Source organism: Streptomyces sp. yr375 (assembly GCF_900110755.1).
GTDB lineage: Bacteria > Actinomycetota > Actinomycetes > Streptomycetales > Streptomycetaceae > Streptomyces.
In genome coordinates, this window is sequence record NZ_FOFF01000011.1 from 157157 (window position 1) to 174122 (window position 16966).

General features: G+C 73.3%; 13 protein-coding genes. 11 read left to right on the forward strand and 2 right to left on the reverse strand.

From position 1 onward, the window contains the following. Window positions 1-66: 66 nt before the first annotated feature. On the reverse strand, window positions 67-1314 hold the full coding sequence (locus BMZ82_RS14760; RefSeq protein ID WP_093775674.1) for an MDR family MFS transporter: 1248 nt from the start codon (window positions 1312-1314) through the stop codon (window positions 67-69). Beyond that, the gene (locus BMZ82_RS14765) at window positions 1307-3013 is read right to left on the reverse strand and encodes an AMP-binding protein (protein ID WP_093775676.1); all 1707 of its coding nucleotides are present in this window, start codon (window positions 3011-3013) and stop codon (window positions 1307-1309) included. The genes BMZ82_RS14760 and BMZ82_RS14765 overlap by 8 nt, the downstream gene beginning before the upstream one ends. A gap of 312 nt (window positions 3014-3325) precedes the next feature. Between BMZ82_RS14765 and BMZ82_RS14770 the strand changes: the two genes are divergently transcribed. The 11 genes from BMZ82_RS14770 to BMZ82_RS14820 all read left to right on the forward strand — a co-directional run bounded on the left by BMZ82_RS14770 (window position 3326) and on the right by BMZ82_RS14820 (window position 16927). After that, window positions 3326-4663, forward strand: coding sequence for a condensation domain-containing protein (locus tag BMZ82_RS14770; RefSeq protein ID WP_093775678.1), 1338 nt, complete (start codon window positions 3326-3328; stop codon window positions 4661-4663). A gap of 107 nt (window positions 4664-4770) precedes the next feature. Beyond that, window positions 4771-7266, forward strand: coding sequence for an ATP-grasp domain-containing protein (locus BMZ82_RS40220; protein WP_143098862.1), 2496 nt, complete (start codon window positions 4771-4773; stop codon window positions 7264-7266). Between the two features lie 32 nt (window positions 7267-7298). Beyond that, on the forward strand, window positions 7299-8975 hold the full coding sequence (locus BMZ82_RS14780; protein WP_093775680.1) for a carbamoyltransferase C-terminal domain-containing protein: 1677 nt from the start codon (window positions 7299-7301) through the stop codon (window positions 8973-8975). After that, on the forward strand, window positions 8975-10372 hold the full coding sequence (locus BMZ82_RS14785; protein ID WP_093775682.1) for a KamA family radical SAM protein: 1398 nt from the start codon (window positions 8975-8977) through the stop codon (window positions 10370-10372). Before BMZ82_RS14780 ends, BMZ82_RS14785 begins: the two co-directional genes overlap by 1 nt. Then, a complete protein-coding gene (locus BMZ82_RS14790; protein WP_093775684.1) occupies window positions 10369-11634 on the forward strand; it encodes a pyridoxal phosphate-dependent aminotransferase in 1266 nt (421 codons plus the stop codon). The genes BMZ82_RS14785 and BMZ82_RS14790 overlap by 4 nt, the downstream gene beginning before the upstream one ends. A 44-nt stretch (window positions 11635-11678) precedes the next feature. Beyond that, a complete protein-coding gene (locus BMZ82_RS14795) occupies window positions 11679-12392 on the forward strand; it encodes a maleylpyruvate isomerase family mycothiol-dependent enzyme (RefSeq protein WP_093775686.1) in 714 nt (237 codons plus the stop codon). A gap of 17 nt (window positions 12393-12409) precedes the next feature. Then, window positions 12410-13621 carry a hypothetical protein gene (locus tag BMZ82_RS14800; protein ID WP_143098863.1) on the forward strand — a complete coding sequence of 404 codons (1212 nt, stop codon included), beginning with the start codon at window positions 12410-12412 and terminating at the stop codon, window positions 13619-13621. Window positions 13622-13637: 16 nt separating this feature from the next. Next, window positions 13638-13922 carry an acyl carrier protein gene (locus tag BMZ82_RS14805; RefSeq protein ID WP_093775690.1) on the forward strand — a complete coding sequence of 95 codons (285 nt, stop codon included), beginning with the start codon at window positions 13638-13640 and terminating at the stop codon, window positions 13920-13922. After that, on the forward strand, window positions 13919-15091 hold the full coding sequence (locus BMZ82_RS14810) for an acyl-CoA dehydrogenase family protein (RefSeq protein WP_093775692.1): 1173 nt from the start codon (window positions 13919-13921) through the stop codon (window positions 15089-15091). Before BMZ82_RS14805 ends, BMZ82_RS14810 begins: the two co-directional genes overlap by 4 nt. Further along, window positions 15084-16292 carry an acyl-CoA dehydrogenase family protein gene (locus BMZ82_RS14815; protein ID WP_093775694.1) on the forward strand — a complete coding sequence of 403 codons (1209 nt, stop codon included), beginning with the start codon at window positions 15084-15086 and terminating at the stop codon, window positions 16290-16292. The genes BMZ82_RS14810 and BMZ82_RS14815 overlap by 8 nt, the downstream gene beginning before the upstream one ends. Continuing rightward, a complete protein-coding gene (locus BMZ82_RS14820) occupies window positions 16289-16927 on the forward strand; it encodes a 4'-phosphopantetheinyl transferase family protein (protein ID WP_218159030.1) in 639 nt (212 codons plus the stop codon). Before BMZ82_RS14815 ends, BMZ82_RS14820 begins: the two co-directional genes overlap by 4 nt. The last annotated feature ends 39 nt before the right edge of the window (window positions 16928-16966 follow it).

The window sequence follows — 16966 nt, forward strand, 5'->3', positions numbered from 1 at the left end:
CACTCGCACCACCTTCATCACTCGCACCACTTGGACCACCCGCGCCACTTGCATTACTCACGACACTCACGACAGGACTTCCTTCGGTGTGGTGGGTTGGGCCGTCGGAGCGAGGGCGCGGGCGCGGATGGCCGGTGCCAGCGCCAGTTGCGCCGCCGCCGCCGCGAGGCACAGGACGGCGCAGGTCAGCCAGAGCGCGGGCGCGCCCGCGACGAGCAGCCGGGTGCCGACGAGCGGGGCGATCAGGAAACCCGTGCCCCAGGCCATGCCGAGCAGGCCGTTGTAGCGGCCCCGGAGGTGCGCGGGCGCGAGGTCGGCGACGAGCGCCGCGGTCACCGCGAAGACGAGAACCTCGCCGACGCTCCACACGGCGACCGCGAGGGCGTAGCCGACGGTGCCGGACGCGAGCGTCACCGCCGCGTTGCCGACGGCCGCGATCGTGAAGCCGCAGGCCAGGATCCGGCTCTTGTCGAAGGCCGCCAGCCGGTGGCCGATCAACGGCTGTACGGCGATCACGACGATGCCGTTGACCGACATCACGACGCCGTACGCGCCACCGGACAGACCGCCCTCGCGCATCGCCAACGGCAGGGTGACGAGGGCCTGTTGGAAGACGATGCCGTACACGACGACCACGCCGGCGAACGCCAGCATCACCCGGTCGCGCAGGACCGTGCGGAAGGTGCCGCCCGCGTGCTCGCGGTCCGGCCGGGGCGGCTCGGGCACGGCCAGCCACACCAGCAGTCCGAAGACCGCGCAGGCCGCCGCGTCGACCCAGAACAGGAGCTGGAAGTCGTGGGTGGCGAGGTAGCCGCCCATGATCATCGCGGCGGAGAAGCCCAGGTTGACGGACCAGAGCAGCAGCCCGAACGCGCGCGTGCGGTCGGCGCCGGGAACGGTGTCGGCGACCAGGGCCTGTGCGGCGGGCCGGTACAGGTCGATGGTGACGCCGAGGGCGAATCCCGCGGCGGTGATGGCGGGCAGGGTCTGCGCGTGGCCGAGCGTGAGCAGGACCGCTCCGTTGGCCAGCATGCCTCCGGTGAGGGCGACGCGCCGCCCGAACCGGTCCGTGATCGCACCGCCCAGGGGCTGCGAGATGACGGACCCGACGCCGACGACGGTGAGGACAAGCCCGGTCGCGCCGATGGACACGCCCCTGACCTCGGTCAGATACAGGCTCAGGAACGGATTGACCATGGCGCCGAGCCGGTTCACCAGCGACCCGCACCACAGCACCCAGAACGACCCCGGCAGCCCACCCACCCGCACCCGCACGAAGTCCCGGAGCCGCCCGTCGGCACGCCGCTCAGACATGAGTCCTCCGCGCCCCGTCGACGGTGTTCACGGCCGTCTCCACTGCCGTCTCCACGACGGTGTCCTCGGCGGTGCCGGCGAGTGCCGCCCGGTCCACCTTGCCGTTCGGCGTCGTCGGCAGCACGTCGAGGAAGCGGATCTCCTGCGGAACCATGTAGCCGGGCAGCGTACGGCCGCAGAACTCCCGTACGTCGCCCGCGCCGCCGTCCGGGAAGCGGCCCTTCGTCAGGACGACGAAGGCGGCGAGCCGCAACCCGCCGCCGGGCGCCGGCACCGCCAGCGCCGTGGCCGCGACGGCCCTGGGGAACTCCAGCAACCGCCGCTCCACCTCGCCCAGTTCGACACGGTTGCCGTTGATCTGGACCTGCGCGTCGGTGCGTCCGCAGAAGTAGAACTCGCCGGCCTCGCCCCGCACCGCCAAGTCCCCGGTGCGCAGCACCCGTTGCTCCGACTCGGGGCAGAACGGGTCCGGCACCAGCGCGGCCCGGGTGGCCGCCGGATCGTCCCAGTAACCGGAGAAGAGCGCGGGGCTGCGCAGATGGATCTCGCCGGGCACACCGGGGCCTTCGACGACCTCGCCCGCCGCGTCCACGAGCAGGATCTCGGCGCCCGGGTGGGCGACCCCGATGGACAGGCGCTCCACGGACTCCGGCAGCGGGTCGGGTACGTCCTCGAAGGAGCAGGCCATCGACTCGGTGCTGCCGTAGCAGTTGACGACGCGCAGCCCGGGCCGCAGCTCCCGCAGCCGGCGCAACTCGGGCAGCGGGAACTCCTCGCCGCAGTACAGGACGCAGCGCAGCCCGTCGAGGGCGGCCAGCCGGCCCGGCTCGTGGCGCAGGGCCTGCCGCCAGATCGACGGGACGCCGTTGACGTGGGTGGCCCCGGTGTCGCGCAGCACCCGCAGGAAGTGCCGCGGCCAGCGCATGAGGGCCTGCGGGATCGGTACCACGGCGGCGCCGCTGCCCAGCGCCAGGCCGATGTTCAGCAGGGAGAAGTCGAAGTGCAGCGGCGAGGTGTTCACGACCCGGTCCTCGGAGGTGGCGATGCCCTGCGTCAGCATGCCGCGGTAGAAGGCGGTCACGGCGCGATGGCTCATCACCACCCCCTTGGGGCGGCCCGTCGTACCCGACGTGAAGATGATGTACGCCGGGTCCGTGACGCACGCGGCCCGGCGTCGGCGCGGGCGCTGGACGGGACGGTGGTCGAACGACAGCCCCTCCGGCGAGAACCGCCCGGTCGCCACCCAGGACGGCAGCCCCTCGCGCGTACCGTCCGCCGCCTGGAGATGTACGGCCGGCCGGGCGGATTCCACGATGGACAGCAGCCGCTCCGGCGGAGTCTCGGGGCTGACGGGGACGAAGGTGAGCCCCGCCCGTGAGCAGGCGATCAGCGCGGCGATGGACGCGGCGGTCGGCTCCGCCTCCAGGATCACCCGGGAGCCGATCTCCACCCCGAGCGTGTCGAGACGGTCGGCGAAGGCGCGTACGAGGGCGGCCAGTTCGGCGTACGTCGTCACCGTGGTGCGGCCGGGTTCCGGCGACTCGACGACGGCCGGGCTGTCCGGCATGCGGAGGGCGTGGGCGAGCAGGAAGTCGTGGAGAAACTCGTGGTGGAACTCGTGCGGAAACCCGTGGGGAAACCCGTGGAGGAGTTCGCCGACGGGTGCGATCGGGGGGCCGAACTGCTGACTCACGGTCATGTCCCTCTCCTGCGGCGGAACGAGCGGAACGAGCAGGGCGAGCGGCCCGTACCGACCGGCATGAATTCCACGATGCGAATTATCGATTCCGAACAATGACGGCGGCGAGCCTGCCACATCGACGGCGGGGATGTCACCGGGTCGCGAAGTGGTGTGCCCCAAAGGGCAGTTGGCAGTGCGCGAAGGCTGTCCGGACGGAGTCTCACTCGGCGGGACGGGCCTGGACAGGCGACAACTCGTGTGGCAGCTTGGCGCCCCGGTTCAGAAATTAGATTCCATGATGCGGAAAACTGAAAGGCTGGGGGCCGCTGAGTGACGCAACCTCTGTCCCTGGGACAGCTCTCGGTGTGGCACGACATACGGGAGCTGCCGCCGGCCCGCCGCCACGAGCCCAACAACGTGGCCCTGTGGGCGCTTTCGCCGGACACCCACCCCGACGCGACCCGAAGAGCCGTCGCCGCGCTGGCCGCACGCCACCCTTCGCTGCGCACTCGCTACGACCTCGACAACCCCGACGCGCCACGGCAGTTGACACCCGACGCGGACTTCCTCGACGAGCTGCCGACCATCGAGACCGCCAACACCGCTGACCCGCATGCCCCCTTGACCGGCCCGGCCGAGCCGAGCGAGCCGACTGGGTTACCGGGACCGGCCGAGTCGCCCGAGTCGATCGCCCGGGACCTCGCCGCCGAGCCCTTCGACCTCGGCCGTCAACACGGCTGGCGCGCCCGGCTCCTGACGCGCGCCGGAGTCCCTTCGCATCTGCTGTTCGTCAAGCACCACATCGCCGCCGACGCCTGGGCGCAGGAGACGCTGCACCGGGAGTTCCGGCAGGAGCTCCTCGCCCCCGGACGGCTCGGCCCGCCGGCGGCCGGTCCCGCCGAACTCGCCGCGGCGCAGTACACGCCCGCGGGCCTGCGGCGGCAGCGAGCCGCGCTCGCCCACTGGGCGCGGACCCTGGAGCGCGCGCCCGCCGCCGCGTTGCCTCGTCCCGCCGAGGCGAGCGGGACGGTCGTCCAGGCGACCCTGCACTCCGTGGCCGCCCGTGCGGCGGCGCGTGCTCTCGCCGAGCGTGCGCAGGTGTCCGTTGCGGGCGTCGTCCTGGCCGCCTACGTCCGTGCCGTGGCCCGTCGCGTCGAAACCGGTTCCCTGCTGGTGCAGTTGATGAGCGCCAACCGTTTCGTGGGCCGGTGGAAGGACGTGGTGACGTCCATGAACCAGTGGGTGCCGGCCCTCGTCGACCGGGCCGACGGCGAGTTCCCCACGCTGGCGAAGTCCGCCCACTGGAGCAGCCTCGCCGCCGTCCGGCACGGCATGCACGACGTCACCGAGGTCGCCGCGCTGAAGGCCGGCGCGCCCGACGCCCCCGAACCGGCCTGCGCCTTCAACTACGTCGCCGTACCCGACCAGCCCCCGGCCGCCGCCCCTGCCGTCGCCCCGAACGCCGAACACGCGGATGAGCGGGGCGGGTTCACCGTCACCTGGGAGGAACCGTTCACGACGATCGGACCGCGCTGCTACGCCCGCGTACTGGAGACCGGGCACGAGCTGTCCGTCCGGCTCACCGCCAAGGACGTTGGCCGTGACCAGTGCGCCGCCCTGCTCGGCGACCTGCACGACGGCCTCCTGAACGCCGCCCGCCGACTCTGAACGGGAGCGACGGGAGTAACAGCAGTGCGGAGCCGGGCTTTGCCCGAAACTGCCCTCGCCCGACCGCCGACCGTCGGTGCTCGTCCCACCCACCCCCAGGAGCCTCCGTGCCCGAACACGTGATCATCATCCATCGGTGGACCGACCGCTACGCCGACTACGTCGCCTACATCGACCACGCCGCTCACCGGGTCAGCTACGTGACGACCGAGCAGGCCGTGCACCACCTGCCCGTCGACCGGGCGGCGGGAGTGCGGCTCGTGGCGAGCACCGAGCACGCGAAGGCGGTCCGCGAGGCGGTGGACGCGCTGGCCGAGCGCAACGGCGTGCCGACCCGGATCGTCGCACTGCACGAGAGCGACCTGGACCTGGCGGCCGAACTGCGGGCGGAGTTCGACCTGCCCGGCGTCCGCGGCGAAGACCTCCGCCCCCTGCGCGACAAGCTGCTGATGGCCCGCCGCCTGCAAGCCGCCGGACTTCCGGTGCCCGCCACCGCACCAGCCCCCGACCACGCGACGGTCGCCGCGTTCGCCGCCGAGCACGGCTGGCCGGTCCTGGTGAAACCACGCCGGGGCACGGCCAGTGTCGGCGTCACGCGTCTCGACTCGCCGCAGGAGTTGGCCCGTTACCCGTTCCCGCGGGACACCGCCCTGCTCGTCCAGCCGTGGCTGCCCGACCGGATCCTGCACGTGGACGGCGTCTTCACCGGCGAGAACCTGGGCGTCTGGCGGGCCTCGCGCTATCTCACCACCTGCCTGGACTTCACCACAGGCGCTCCCCTCGGCTCGGTCGAGATCGACGACGCCCAAGTCCTGGCGGGCATCGGCGAGTTGACGGCGGCCGTCGCCCGCGCGCTGTTCTCCGGTCCCTCGGTGTTCCATCTGGAGCTGTTCGAGAGCGACGAGACGGGTGCGCTGACGGTCCTGGAGATCGGCGCCCGTCCGGGCGGTGCCGAAGTGCCCTTCATCTGGCGGGAAGTGCACGGCATCGACCTGATGGCCGTCGCCTTCGCCCACCAGACCGGCACCCCGGCCCCCACCGAAGCCACCGCACCCGCCGATCAGTCCGGGCCGCAGCTCGGCCGGGTCGGCGGCTGGGTCCTCGTGCCGCCCTCGACACCGGCCCCGTGTCGCGTACGCACCGCCACGGCCCCCGACGACAGCGGTGCCTACGCCCAACTCCTCCCAGAATCAGGCATGTTGATGCGCGGCGGCGGCTACGAACACGCCGGGGCCCGTTTCCGGTTCGCCGGCGACAGCACCGCCGACGTGGAAACCGCCGTCCGCCGGACGATGTGCGACGCGGCCCTCGTGACGACGCCCGTCGACCTCGAAGCGCCCGCCCGGCTGGTCGTCGTCGGCTGCGGCAACCCGCCCTACCGCAGGTACGCCCTGGACTCCCTGGCCGCACTGGACTCCCCGGACGCCCCGGCCGGGCGGGTCGAGGCGGCGCTCGTGCAGCCGCGCGCCCTCGACTGGCAGCGGCCCTACGTCGCGGACCGCTTCCGGCAGGCGGACACCTCGAACACCACCGGCACCACCCGGGCCGTCGCCGCGCTCCTGGCCGGTCACCCCGGCCCGGGGGCCGTCCTGACCTGGGACGAGACGCTGCTGGAGACCACCGCCGAGGTGGCCCGCCGACTCGGGCTGCCGCACATGAGTCCGCAGGCCGTGAGCGGCTGCCGGGACAAGCTGACCACTCGGCGGCTGCTGGCCGCCGCCGGGGTGCCCTCCGCCCGGTTCCGGCATGTGCACAGCCGCCAGGACGCGCGGGCGGCGGCCGAGGCGCTCGGGCTGCCGGCCGTCGTCAAACCGCGTTCCCTCGCCGGCAGCATCGGTGTCGCGCTCGCCACCGACCCCGACCAGGTCGGCCCCGCCCACGACATGGCCGCCGCGTCCGCGTTCCCCGGCATCGACGGCCTCGCCGGTGTGATCGTCGAGGAGTACCTGTCCGGCGACGAACTCAGCGTCGACTGCGCCGTGTTCCACGGCGAGGTGCACGTCGTGAACGTGGCCCGCAAACGCCTGGGCTTCGCACCGTACTTCGAGGAGGTCGGCCACCTCGTCGCCCCCTGGCAGGACGAGCCGTGGGCCGTCGAGGTCCGGTCCGTGGTCGCGGCAGCCCACGCCGCCCTCGGCATCCGCACCGGCCTCACCCACACCGAACTGCGGCTGACGGCGACCGGGCCGCGCATCGTGGAGGTCAACGGCCGCCTCGGCGGCGACTTCATCCCGCTCCTCGGGGCCCTGGCCACCGGCGTCGACCAGGTCGCCGCAGCCGCCTGCATCGCCCTCGGCCGCACCCCCGACCTCACCGCCACCCGCGACCGCTGCGCCGAGGTGCGGTTCGTCTACCCCGACCACGACGCGCTCGTCCACGGCGTCGACCTGACCGCCGCCGCGGCCGAACCCGGCATCGTCCACGCGATCTCCCTCGCCGCCCCCGGCACCGAACTGCGGCTCCCGCCGCGCGGCATCGTGCCCCGCCTCGCCGCGCTCGTCGCCACCGGCGAGACCCCCGACGCCTGCACGGCCGCCCTGGACCGCGCCGAACAGGCGGTGCGGCACACGCTCACCCCGCTCCCGCTGCCCGAACGCCCCTGACACCGACGACCACCCGAGGAAGGGCCCGCGCCATGTGGATTCTGGGCGTCAACGCGCCGCCGACCGGCTGGCACGACACCGCCGCCTGCCTCATCGACGGCAACGGCGAGATCATCGCCTTCTCCGAAGAGGAACGCTGCAACCGCCGCCGCCACTCCCTCTACCGCAAGCCCCTGAGCGCCGCCCGGTTCTGCCTCCGGCAGGCCGGGATCGACGCCGCCGACATCGACGTCGTCGCCCTCGGCTGGGACAGCGAACAGCTCTACCCGCGCCGCTTCGACGACGACGCCGAGTTCCTCGCGTACGCCGTCGGCCTGGACTTCGGCGACCGCACCCCCGAGGTGGTGCGCGTCCCGCACCACCAGGCGCACGCCGCGTCCGCCTTCTACGCCTCACCGTTTCCCAAGGCCGGCGTGCTGGTGGTCGACGGCCACGGCGAGAACGAGTCCTCCACCATCTGGACGTACGAGGACGGCGCCGAACCCCGCCAGGAGCGCACCTGGCAGCGCACCGCGTCCCTCGGCTACGCCTACGACGCCGCGTCCACCTGGCTCGGCTTCTCCTTCCTCAACGCGGGCAAGACGATGGGCCTGGCCGCCTACGGACGCGCCCGCGGCCTGGCCGCGCCGTCCCTCGTCGACCTCGACGGCGACGACTTCCGCCTCGCCGTCGCACCGCTGGCCGAGACGCCGGGGCGGGCCACCGCCGACACCGTCAAGGAGCAGTACGAGACGGTCGTCGCCCGCTGGCGCGAGCGCTACTCGGCGATCGTCGGCGCCGACGGCCCGAGCCTGCCCGAGGAGCAACTCGCCGCGGATCCCCGCGCGGTGCTGGTGGCGTGGACGGCACAGCGTGTCATCGAAAAGTCCGTCACCCACCTGGCGTCCCTGGCCCGCAAGGCGGCCGGTGTCGACGCGCTGTGCGTCAGCGGGGGCGTGGCCTTGAACTGCAGCACCAACGGCACACTGCCGGGCCCGTTGTACGTGCCGCCGGTGCCGCACGACGCGGGCGTGGCGCTGGGGGCGGCCTGGACGGTACGGCCGCCCGGGCCCCGGACCGGCGCCCTCAGTCCCTACCTGGGCACCGACGTCCACGGCCCCGACTTCGTCGAAGGCCGCCCGCCCCTGGACACCTCCGACCTGGTCAGGTCCGACCTCGACACCGACGCCCTGACGGAGCTGCTGCTCCACGGCCGGGTCGGCGCGGTCGCCCAGGGCCGCGCCGAGGTGGGGCCGCGCGCGTTGTGCCGAAGGTCGATCATCGCCGTACCGGACAGCGCGGAGGTGACCACGCGGGTGAACACGATCAAGAACCGGGAGCAGTGGCGGCCCTTCGCCGGGGTGACCCGGCCCGGCTACGGGGCCCGGCTGTGGGAGCGGCAGGAGCATCTGAGCCGCTACATGCTGGGCGCGGCCCGGGCCACCGACCTCGGCCGCACGGTCGCCCCGGGCGTCGTGCACGTCGACGGCACGACCCGGCCGCAGGTGCTGCACGGCGACGAAGCGCCCGCCGTGGGCGCGGTTCTGGACCGCATGGAGGCGCAGGGGGCCCCGCCGGTGCTGCTGAACACCTCGTTCAACGACCGGGGCGAGCCCATCGTCAACACCGCTGCCGACGCCTTCGCCGCGTTCCGTTCGATGGAGCTGGACTTCCTCGTCCTCGGCGACGAGCTGTACCGCAAGAAACACCGGACGGAGGCCGGACGCTGATGCCGGACCGCCCACTCCTCCAGCCCCTTTCTCCCCTCCCGTCCCTTCCGTCGGAGGCGGCGACACGGTTCCGGGCGTACGGCCCCCGGCACATCGGCGCCATCGCCGCCCGCTTCGGGCTGCCCGAGGAGGTCAGGGAGACCGTGCGCCGGATCTCTCTCGTGCTGCCCTTCCGGGTCAACGAGTACGTCCTGTCCGAGCTGATCGACTGGGACCGCGTCCCCGACGACCCGATGTTCCAACTGACCTTCCCGCAGCGCGGCATGCTGGAGCACGCGGACGAGGAGCAGCTCGGCAAGCTCTCCGCCGACCCCGCGGACCGGCTGCTGCTGCGCGAGACGGTGGCCGACATCCGCGCCCGCCTCAACCCGCACCCGTCGGGGCAGCAGGAGCTCAACGTGCCGACCCTGGACGGCGTGGAGCTGCCGGGCCTCCAGCACAAGTACCGCGAGACGGTCCTGTACTTCCCGGGGCAGGGCCAGACCTGCCACGCGTACTGCACCTACTGCTTCCGCTGGGCGCAGTTCGTCGGCGACGCCGACCTGCGTTTCGCCGCGCCGGACCCGGGCGGTCTGCTCGCCTACCTCGGCGCGCACCCGGAAGTGCGCGACGTGCTGGTCACCGGCGGCGACCCGATGGTGATGTCCACCGAGCGGCTGCGCGCCCACCTCGAGCCGCTGCTCGCCGTCGAGTCGCTCGACACGATCCGGATCGGCACCAAGGCGGTCGCCTACTGGCCGCAGCGCTTCGTCACCGACCAGGACGCCGACGACGTCCTCAGGCTGTTCGAGCGGGTGACCGCGGCGGGCAAGCAGCTCGCGGTGATGGCCCACTTCAGCCACCCGCGCGAAATCGGCACCGGCCTGGCACGGCAGGCGCTGGCCCGCATCCGCGCCACCGGCGCGGTCGTCTACTGCCAGGCGCCGCTCATCGCCCACGTCAACGACGACGCCGACGTGTGGAGCGCGCTGTGGCGGGCCGAACTGGCCGCCGGCGCCGTGCCGTACTACCTGTTCGTGGAGCGCGACACCGGGCCGCACGACTACTTCAAGGTGCCCCTCGCCCGCGCCGTGGACGTCTTCGCCGCCGCCTACCGCACCCTGCCCGGCCTCGCCCGCACCGTGCGCGGCCCGGCCATGTCGGCCACCCCCGGCAAAGTGGTGGTGGACGGCGTCGAGGACGGCCCCGAGGGCCGCTTCTTCCGCCTGCGCATGCTCCAGGCCCGCGACCCCGCCCTCGTGGGACGCCCGTTCCGGGCCCGCTGGAGCGCGGACGCGGCCTGGCTGGACGACCTGGAGATCGACCCGGCCACCCCCGCCGACCTCGCCACAGCGCTGCGCGACTCCGTTGAGGGGAAGTCCGTTGAGGGGAAGTCCGTTGAAGGGAGGCAGACATGACCGGCATCGCGCCGCACCCGCCGTCCCCCAACCTGGCGCTCAACCAACTCGTGGACGAACGCCGCGCCGCCGGTGAGCACCTGGTCCACCTCGCCTTCGGCGAAGCCAGACTGCCGCTACTGCCGCAACTGGCCGAGCAGTTGGCGATCGGCGCGACCCGTACCGCATACGGTCCGGTGGCCGGCGCCCACGACGCACGGGAGGCCGCCGCCGGCTACTTCACCCGCCGCCGACTGCCCACCGAGGCCGACCAGATCGTGCTGGCCCCCGGCAGCAAGCCGCTCCTGATGGCACTTCAACTCGCCGTCCCCGGCGATGTGTTGCTGCCCCGGCCGGCCTGGAACACCTACGCCCCGCAGGCCGCCCACGCGGGCAAGCGGGTCTTCGCAGTGCCGATCCCCGACGAGTACGGCGGCGCGCCCGAACCGGCCGAACTGCGCGCCACACTGCGCAGGGCGCGCGCCGACGGCCACGACCCACGGCTGCTGGTGCTCACCCTGCCCGACAACCCCACCGGCACCCTCGCCCCGCCCGCCCTGGTCCGCGAACTGTGCGCGCTGGCCCGGGAGGAGGACCTGCTGATCGTCTCGGACGAGATCTACCGGGACATCGTGCACGACCCGGACGCGACCCCGTTCCTCAGCCCGGCGGAGGTCGCGCCGGAGCGGACGGTGGTCACCAGCGGCCTGTCCAAGACCCTCGGCCTGGGCGGCTGGCGCATCGGGGTCGCGCGTTTCCCGCGAGGGGAGACCGGTACGCGACTACGGGACGCGGTGGTCTCGGTGGCCAGCGAACTGTGGTCGACGCTCGCCGGCCCCATGCAGCAGGTCGCCCGGTACGCCTTCGCCGAGCCGCCGGAGATCACCGAACGGCTGCGGTCCGGGGCCCGGCTGCACGGTGCGGTGGCGCGGGAGGTGCACCGCATCGCCGTCGAGGCGGGCGCCCGCTGCCGTCCGCCCACCGGCGGGTTCTACGTCTACCCGGACTTCGCACCGCAACGCGCCCGCCTCGCGGAACGCGGCGTCACGGACTCGGCGTCCCTGGCCCGCCGTCTCCTCGACGACTGCAGGATCGTCGTCCTCGCCGGCCACCTGCTGGGCGACGACCCGGGGGCCCTGCGCTTCAAGGCGGCCACCAGCCTGCTGTACGGCGACGCGCACCAGCAGCAGGAGGCGCTGGACTGCGACGACCCGGTCCATCTCCCGCACATCGCCGCCCAGTTGGACACGATCGCGCAGGGCTTCGCCCGCCTCGTCCGCTAGCCGACCGCCCCCCTCGTGTTCAAGACCCCTACGGAGACAGCACGTTGAAGGAACTGGAACCCACCGCGGAGACCTTCCGGGAACTCACCGCCGCCGCGGACCGACTGCTCAGCGACCTCGACACACTCGGCGACGACGACATCGCGGCTCCGTCCCGGCTCCCCGGCTGGACCCGCGGCCACGTCCTCAGCCACCTGGAGCGCCAAGTCCCGGCGCTGGAACGCCTCCTGGAATGGGCGCGCACGGGCGCGGAGACGTCGCAGTACGCGAACCGGCGGGCCCGCGACGCCGAGATCGAGGCAGGCGCCCACCGCCCGGCCGCAGACCTGGTGGCGGACGTACGGGCGAGCGCGAGGCACTTCCAGCGAACCGTAGAGGAACTGCCCGCGCCCGCCTGGAACGCCACGATCAGGCCCTTCACCGGGGAGCTGTGCACCCCGCGCCGCATCCTGGTGATCCGGCTGCGCGAACTCGAACTGCACCACGTGGACCTGGCCGTCGGCTACGACGTCGCCGCCATTCCCGCGACCGCGCGGAACATCGTCCTCGACGACGTCCTCGGCTACTACGCCGAAGCCGAGAACGTGCCGGACTTCACGCTGCGCGACGGCGACGGCGCACGGCTCGCCCGCTTCGGCAGCGGCGGCCCCGTGGTCTCCGGCGAACCCGCCGACCTCCTCGCGTGGCTGGCCGGACGATCCTCCGGCGCACGCCTGGACACCACGGGCGAGCTACCGGTCCTGCCGCCGTGGCTCTGAGGAAGAGGGTGAACGACATGGCCGAGACATCCGACACGAACGACACGAGTGACATGGCCGACACGACCGGTGTCGCCGCACCGGAGCAGTACGCGCTCGCCTCGGTCCACACGGGTCTGCTCGACTGCATCCAGGTCAACCTGGCCGTGCTCGCCGATCACGTCCACGGGCCGGGCACGCACCTGCGGCTCGGCGCGCAGCTCCGGTTCGCCTGGTGGCCGCTGGCGGACGGCCTGCCCACGGCCGACCCACCGCTGGCGTCCCAACTGGCCATGGCAGCCGACCAGTTGGGCCTTCGCGTCACGCGCCGCGAGCGGCTGCCCGGCGACAGGATGTTCGCCTCCCCGACCGAGCGGGGCGGGACGCACTACGTCGTCGCGGACGCCTACGACCTGCCCTGGCTGCCCTACTACGACCATGCCCACATGGAGCACAGCTTCCTGCTCGCGGCGGGACCGGACGGCTGGCACGTCACGGACGCGTACCGCATCGACACCCAGTGGGGGCCTGCCGTACCCGGCACCTGGGTGCTGGCGCGGGAGGAACTGGCCCGGATCACGTCGGCCGAGGTCATCACGCTGGAGCCGGCCGACCTCGCGCCCCTGTCCGGCCTCCCGCCCGCGTCGACACTGGACGCCGACGCGGTCGAGTCGTACCTGACGGCATATCAGAAGCATTTCGACCGTGCCCGCGCCCTGGAGCAACTCGCCGCGGAGACCTGGCTGTTGGCGCGCGCCCGCAAGCTGCACACCAAGTACCGGGCGCTCTTCACGGGTCGCGATGAGCAAACCGAGGCCGAGGAAAGGCAGTTGCGGGCGTGGGACAAGGTGGTCGAGCTGACCTACCTGGCCCACCGCCGGGTGTCGCGCGGCCGTGCCGAGCCGGCGGGCGTGGTGGACCGGCTGCGGGAGGCGCTGGCAGCGGACCGTACAGTCTTCGGTGCCGAAGCGCCCGCCCCCGCCCCCGCCCTTACCTCGACAGCGCCGCGATCCACCGCCGACGAGACCCTGCGCCGACGGGTGGCCGCCGTCGCGGGAGCCGTCCTCAGGGTGCCCGAGGCAGACCTGCTCGCGGGGGCGGCCTTCGACTCCTTCCCCTCGTTCAGCTCCTTCCGACTGGTCGAGATCATCGAGGCCGTCGAGACCGCACTGGAACGCGAACTGGACCCCGACCGGCTGATCCCCGAGAACCTGCGCCGCGTCGACGACCTCTGCCGCATCCTCTCCTGACCAGAAGGGACCCTTTGTGGACCCCCGTTTCATCGAATTGCTGCGCTCTTCTCTCAAGCTCGCAGGCAGCGACGGCGACGGCGGCAGCGACGCCGCCGTCATCACCCCGGACACCGAGCTGCGCAAGCTGGGCGTCGACTCCATGCAGGCCATCGAGCTGCTCTTCTCGATCGAGGACACGTTCGGCATCTCCCTGCCGGACGAGGAGCTCAACGACACGACGTTCGCGACCGCGGGAAACCTGTGGCGGGCGATCGCGACACAACTGTCGGACGCACCCGGCGGCGAGGCGACGCCATGACCGCGCTCCTGGACCTCACCGACCGGCTCGCCGACGTCGTCCGCGTCGTCGATAAGCACCGGGTACGCACCGACCGGGACGCGGTGTTCCCGCTGGAGGCGCTGGCGGCGCTGCGCCGCACCCGCCTGCTGGGCCTGCTGGTTCCTGTCGAGTACGGCGGTCTCGGCGGCACCGTGCGGGACATGGTGGAGGCGGCGCAGACCCTCGGGCGCAGCGACACGTCGGCCGGCATGATCTTCGCGATGCACTGCCAGCAGGCGGCGGCCGTGGTGGGGCACGCCGACGAGCGGCTGCGCAAGGAGTTGCTGCCGCGCGTCGCGAGCGGCGAGGTCTACCTCGCCTCGGTGACGACGGAGGCGGGCAAGGGCGGTCATCTGCTGTCCGCGCAGACGCAGTTGGAGCGCTCGGGCTCGCGCTCGGGGGAGCGGCTGGAGATCGACCGGTTCGCGCCGATCGTCACCGGCGGGATGCACGCCGACGGCTTCCTCATCACGATGCGCAGCGCGGGGGAGGCGGCCGAGCACGAGGTGTCGTTGGTCTACGCCGACCGTGACCAGGTGGAGGTGACCGGCTCCGGCGACTGGCAGCCGCTGGGGATGCGGGCGAGCCACAGTCTGCCGTTGCGGCTGACCGGCAGTGTGCCGGAGTATCAAGTGGTCGGCGAGCACGGGCGGTTCCACGAGATCGCCGGGAGGGTGTTCGCGCCGCTGGCCCACCTGGGCTGGTCCGCGGTGTGGCTCGGGACGGCGGCGGGTGCGCTGTCGCGGGTGCTGCGGATGATCCGCGGCCGGGAGGGCCGCGGTCGCTTCGACGTCGGCTCGGAGCTGCTGCTGACCCGGATCTCGCGGGCGCGCCAGCGCCTGGACGTGGTGCACGCGCTGCTGTGGCGGGCGCTGGAGGTGATGGAGTCGGGCGAGGATCTGTCGGTGCCCGCGCGGCAGCTCCTGCTGAACTCCCTGAAGATCACGGCGTCGGAGGAGTGCCTCGCGGCGGTGGACGGCCTCGTCGACGCGGTCGGCCTGCGCCACGGCTACCTCAAGGACTCGCCCACCCGCCTCGAACAGGCCCTGCGCGACCTGCGCTCGGCGGCCCTGAACTACAGCAACGACCGGCTGCATCTGGCGGACGGCAGGCTGGCCCTGCGCGACCAGGGGGTGAGCTTTGCCTGAGCCGAAGGGGCTTGAGGCGGCGGTGCGGCCGGACACACCGGACGGCGTCTTCGCCGCGCTCGACGCGCTGCCCGGCGGCGCGAGCGGCGCCGAGGTCTGGGCCGCACTCGGAGCCGGGGGTGCCGGGAGGGCCGGGGGAGGAATCTCCCGGGCCTACCGCGACGGCTCGGTACGGGCGGGTCTGGACCCCGACGGTCTCGCGGACGTCCTCAGCGCGCTGGACGCCCGTTTCTCCGTCGCGGCCACGCTCTCGGCGAGTGTCCAACTGGCAACGGCACTGCCGGTGTTGGCGGCGGGCGGCGGTCCGGTGGTGGAGGCGGCGCTGTCGGGTGCGTTGTCGGGCCGTACGACCGTGGCGCTGGCGGCGACCGACGTGACGGCGGGCACCGACCTGACCGGCCTGCGCACAGAGGTGCGGCTCGCCGGGGACGGAAACGAGGACGGGGACGGGGAGGTAGCCGGGGTGTGGGTGTCGGGGGAGAAGCAGTGGATCGCCAACGCCACCACGGCCGCGTCGTTCCTGGTGCTGGCCCGCCACCGCCCTGGCCGTCACTTCACCGACTTCACCTGGGTCCTGGTGCCCGCGGACGCGCCCGGTGTCACGGTACGGCCCGCGCCGTCCGCGCTGTTCGCGGACTCGGGCGTCGGCCACGCGGAGTTCGACGCCGTGGCCCTGAGCCGGGAGCACGTGGTGGGCCGGGTGGGCCTGGGCCTGCCGCTCTTCGCCCGCCACATCGCGGGGGAGCGGCTCGCCGGGGCGTTGTGGGGTGTCGCGTTGTGCCGCCGGGTCCTGGCGGACACGCACCGGCGGCTGTCCGGCCGCGCGCACGGCACGGGAACCCTGTGGGACCTCGACCACGTACGCCAGCGCTTCGCGCGGTGCCTGGTGCGCGTCCAGGAACTCCAGGCGCTCGCGGAGTGCCGCAGCGAGGCGGTGGCGGTCCGCTACGACGCGTCGGCGGCCGCCACCCTGAAGGCCGCGGCCGGCGCCACCGTCACCGACGTACTGGGCGAGTGCGCGCAGTGGTGGGGCTCGGCCGGGTTCGCCACCGGCGGCATCCAGGAAGTCCGCGCCCAGGCGGCGCTGTTCGGGATCGGCGGGGGCGCGACAGAGGTGGTCCTCGACACGGTGGCGGACCACGCCGGACGCCTGCTGGACGCGCTGACCCGCCCGGGCACACTGCCAAGAGGGAACCCGTGAGGGAACGCGCGAGGGAACTCGTGACGGTGCCGGTGATGGTGGCGGACGAGGTGTGGGTGGTCACGTCGACCGTCGCCCTGCTCGCGCCGAGCGGCCACCGCGGCGACCGGCTGCGGGCCGCCGCCCTGCCCGAAGGGCGGGCCGCGGAGTTCCTGGCCGGCCGTGGTCTGCTGCGTGAGCTGCTGACGGCGGTCCGCCCCCGGCTGGCCGGGCGGGACGTCGTCACGGACGCGGGGGGCAAGCCCCGCCTGCGCGAGTGCTCGGAGGTGGGCGTCAGCGTCTCGCACAGCGGGGGCACGGTGGCGGCGGCCGTCGCGGTCGGCCGAGAGCTGGGCGTGGACGTACAGCAGCCGCCCGAGACGGTCTCCGCGACGCTGGCGCGCAGGCTGCTGGGAGAGCACGCGCGGGACCTGACGGAACTGACCGCGGCGGGGGCCGCCCGCGAGGTGGCGTGGGTGTGGACGGCCCAGGAGGCATGCGCCAAGGCCTGCGGGGAGGGCCTGCGGGGCCGGCCCTGGTCGATCGACGTACCGCCGGGCGCCCGCGCGGGCCGCTGGGGCGACTACCGCTGGGTCGCCCTGCGCGAACACTCGGCGATCCCGCTGAGCTGTGCCTTCGCCAGACGACGGACGTGACTTCCGACCGACCGGCGGGAGCCGGGCAGACCGGCACCA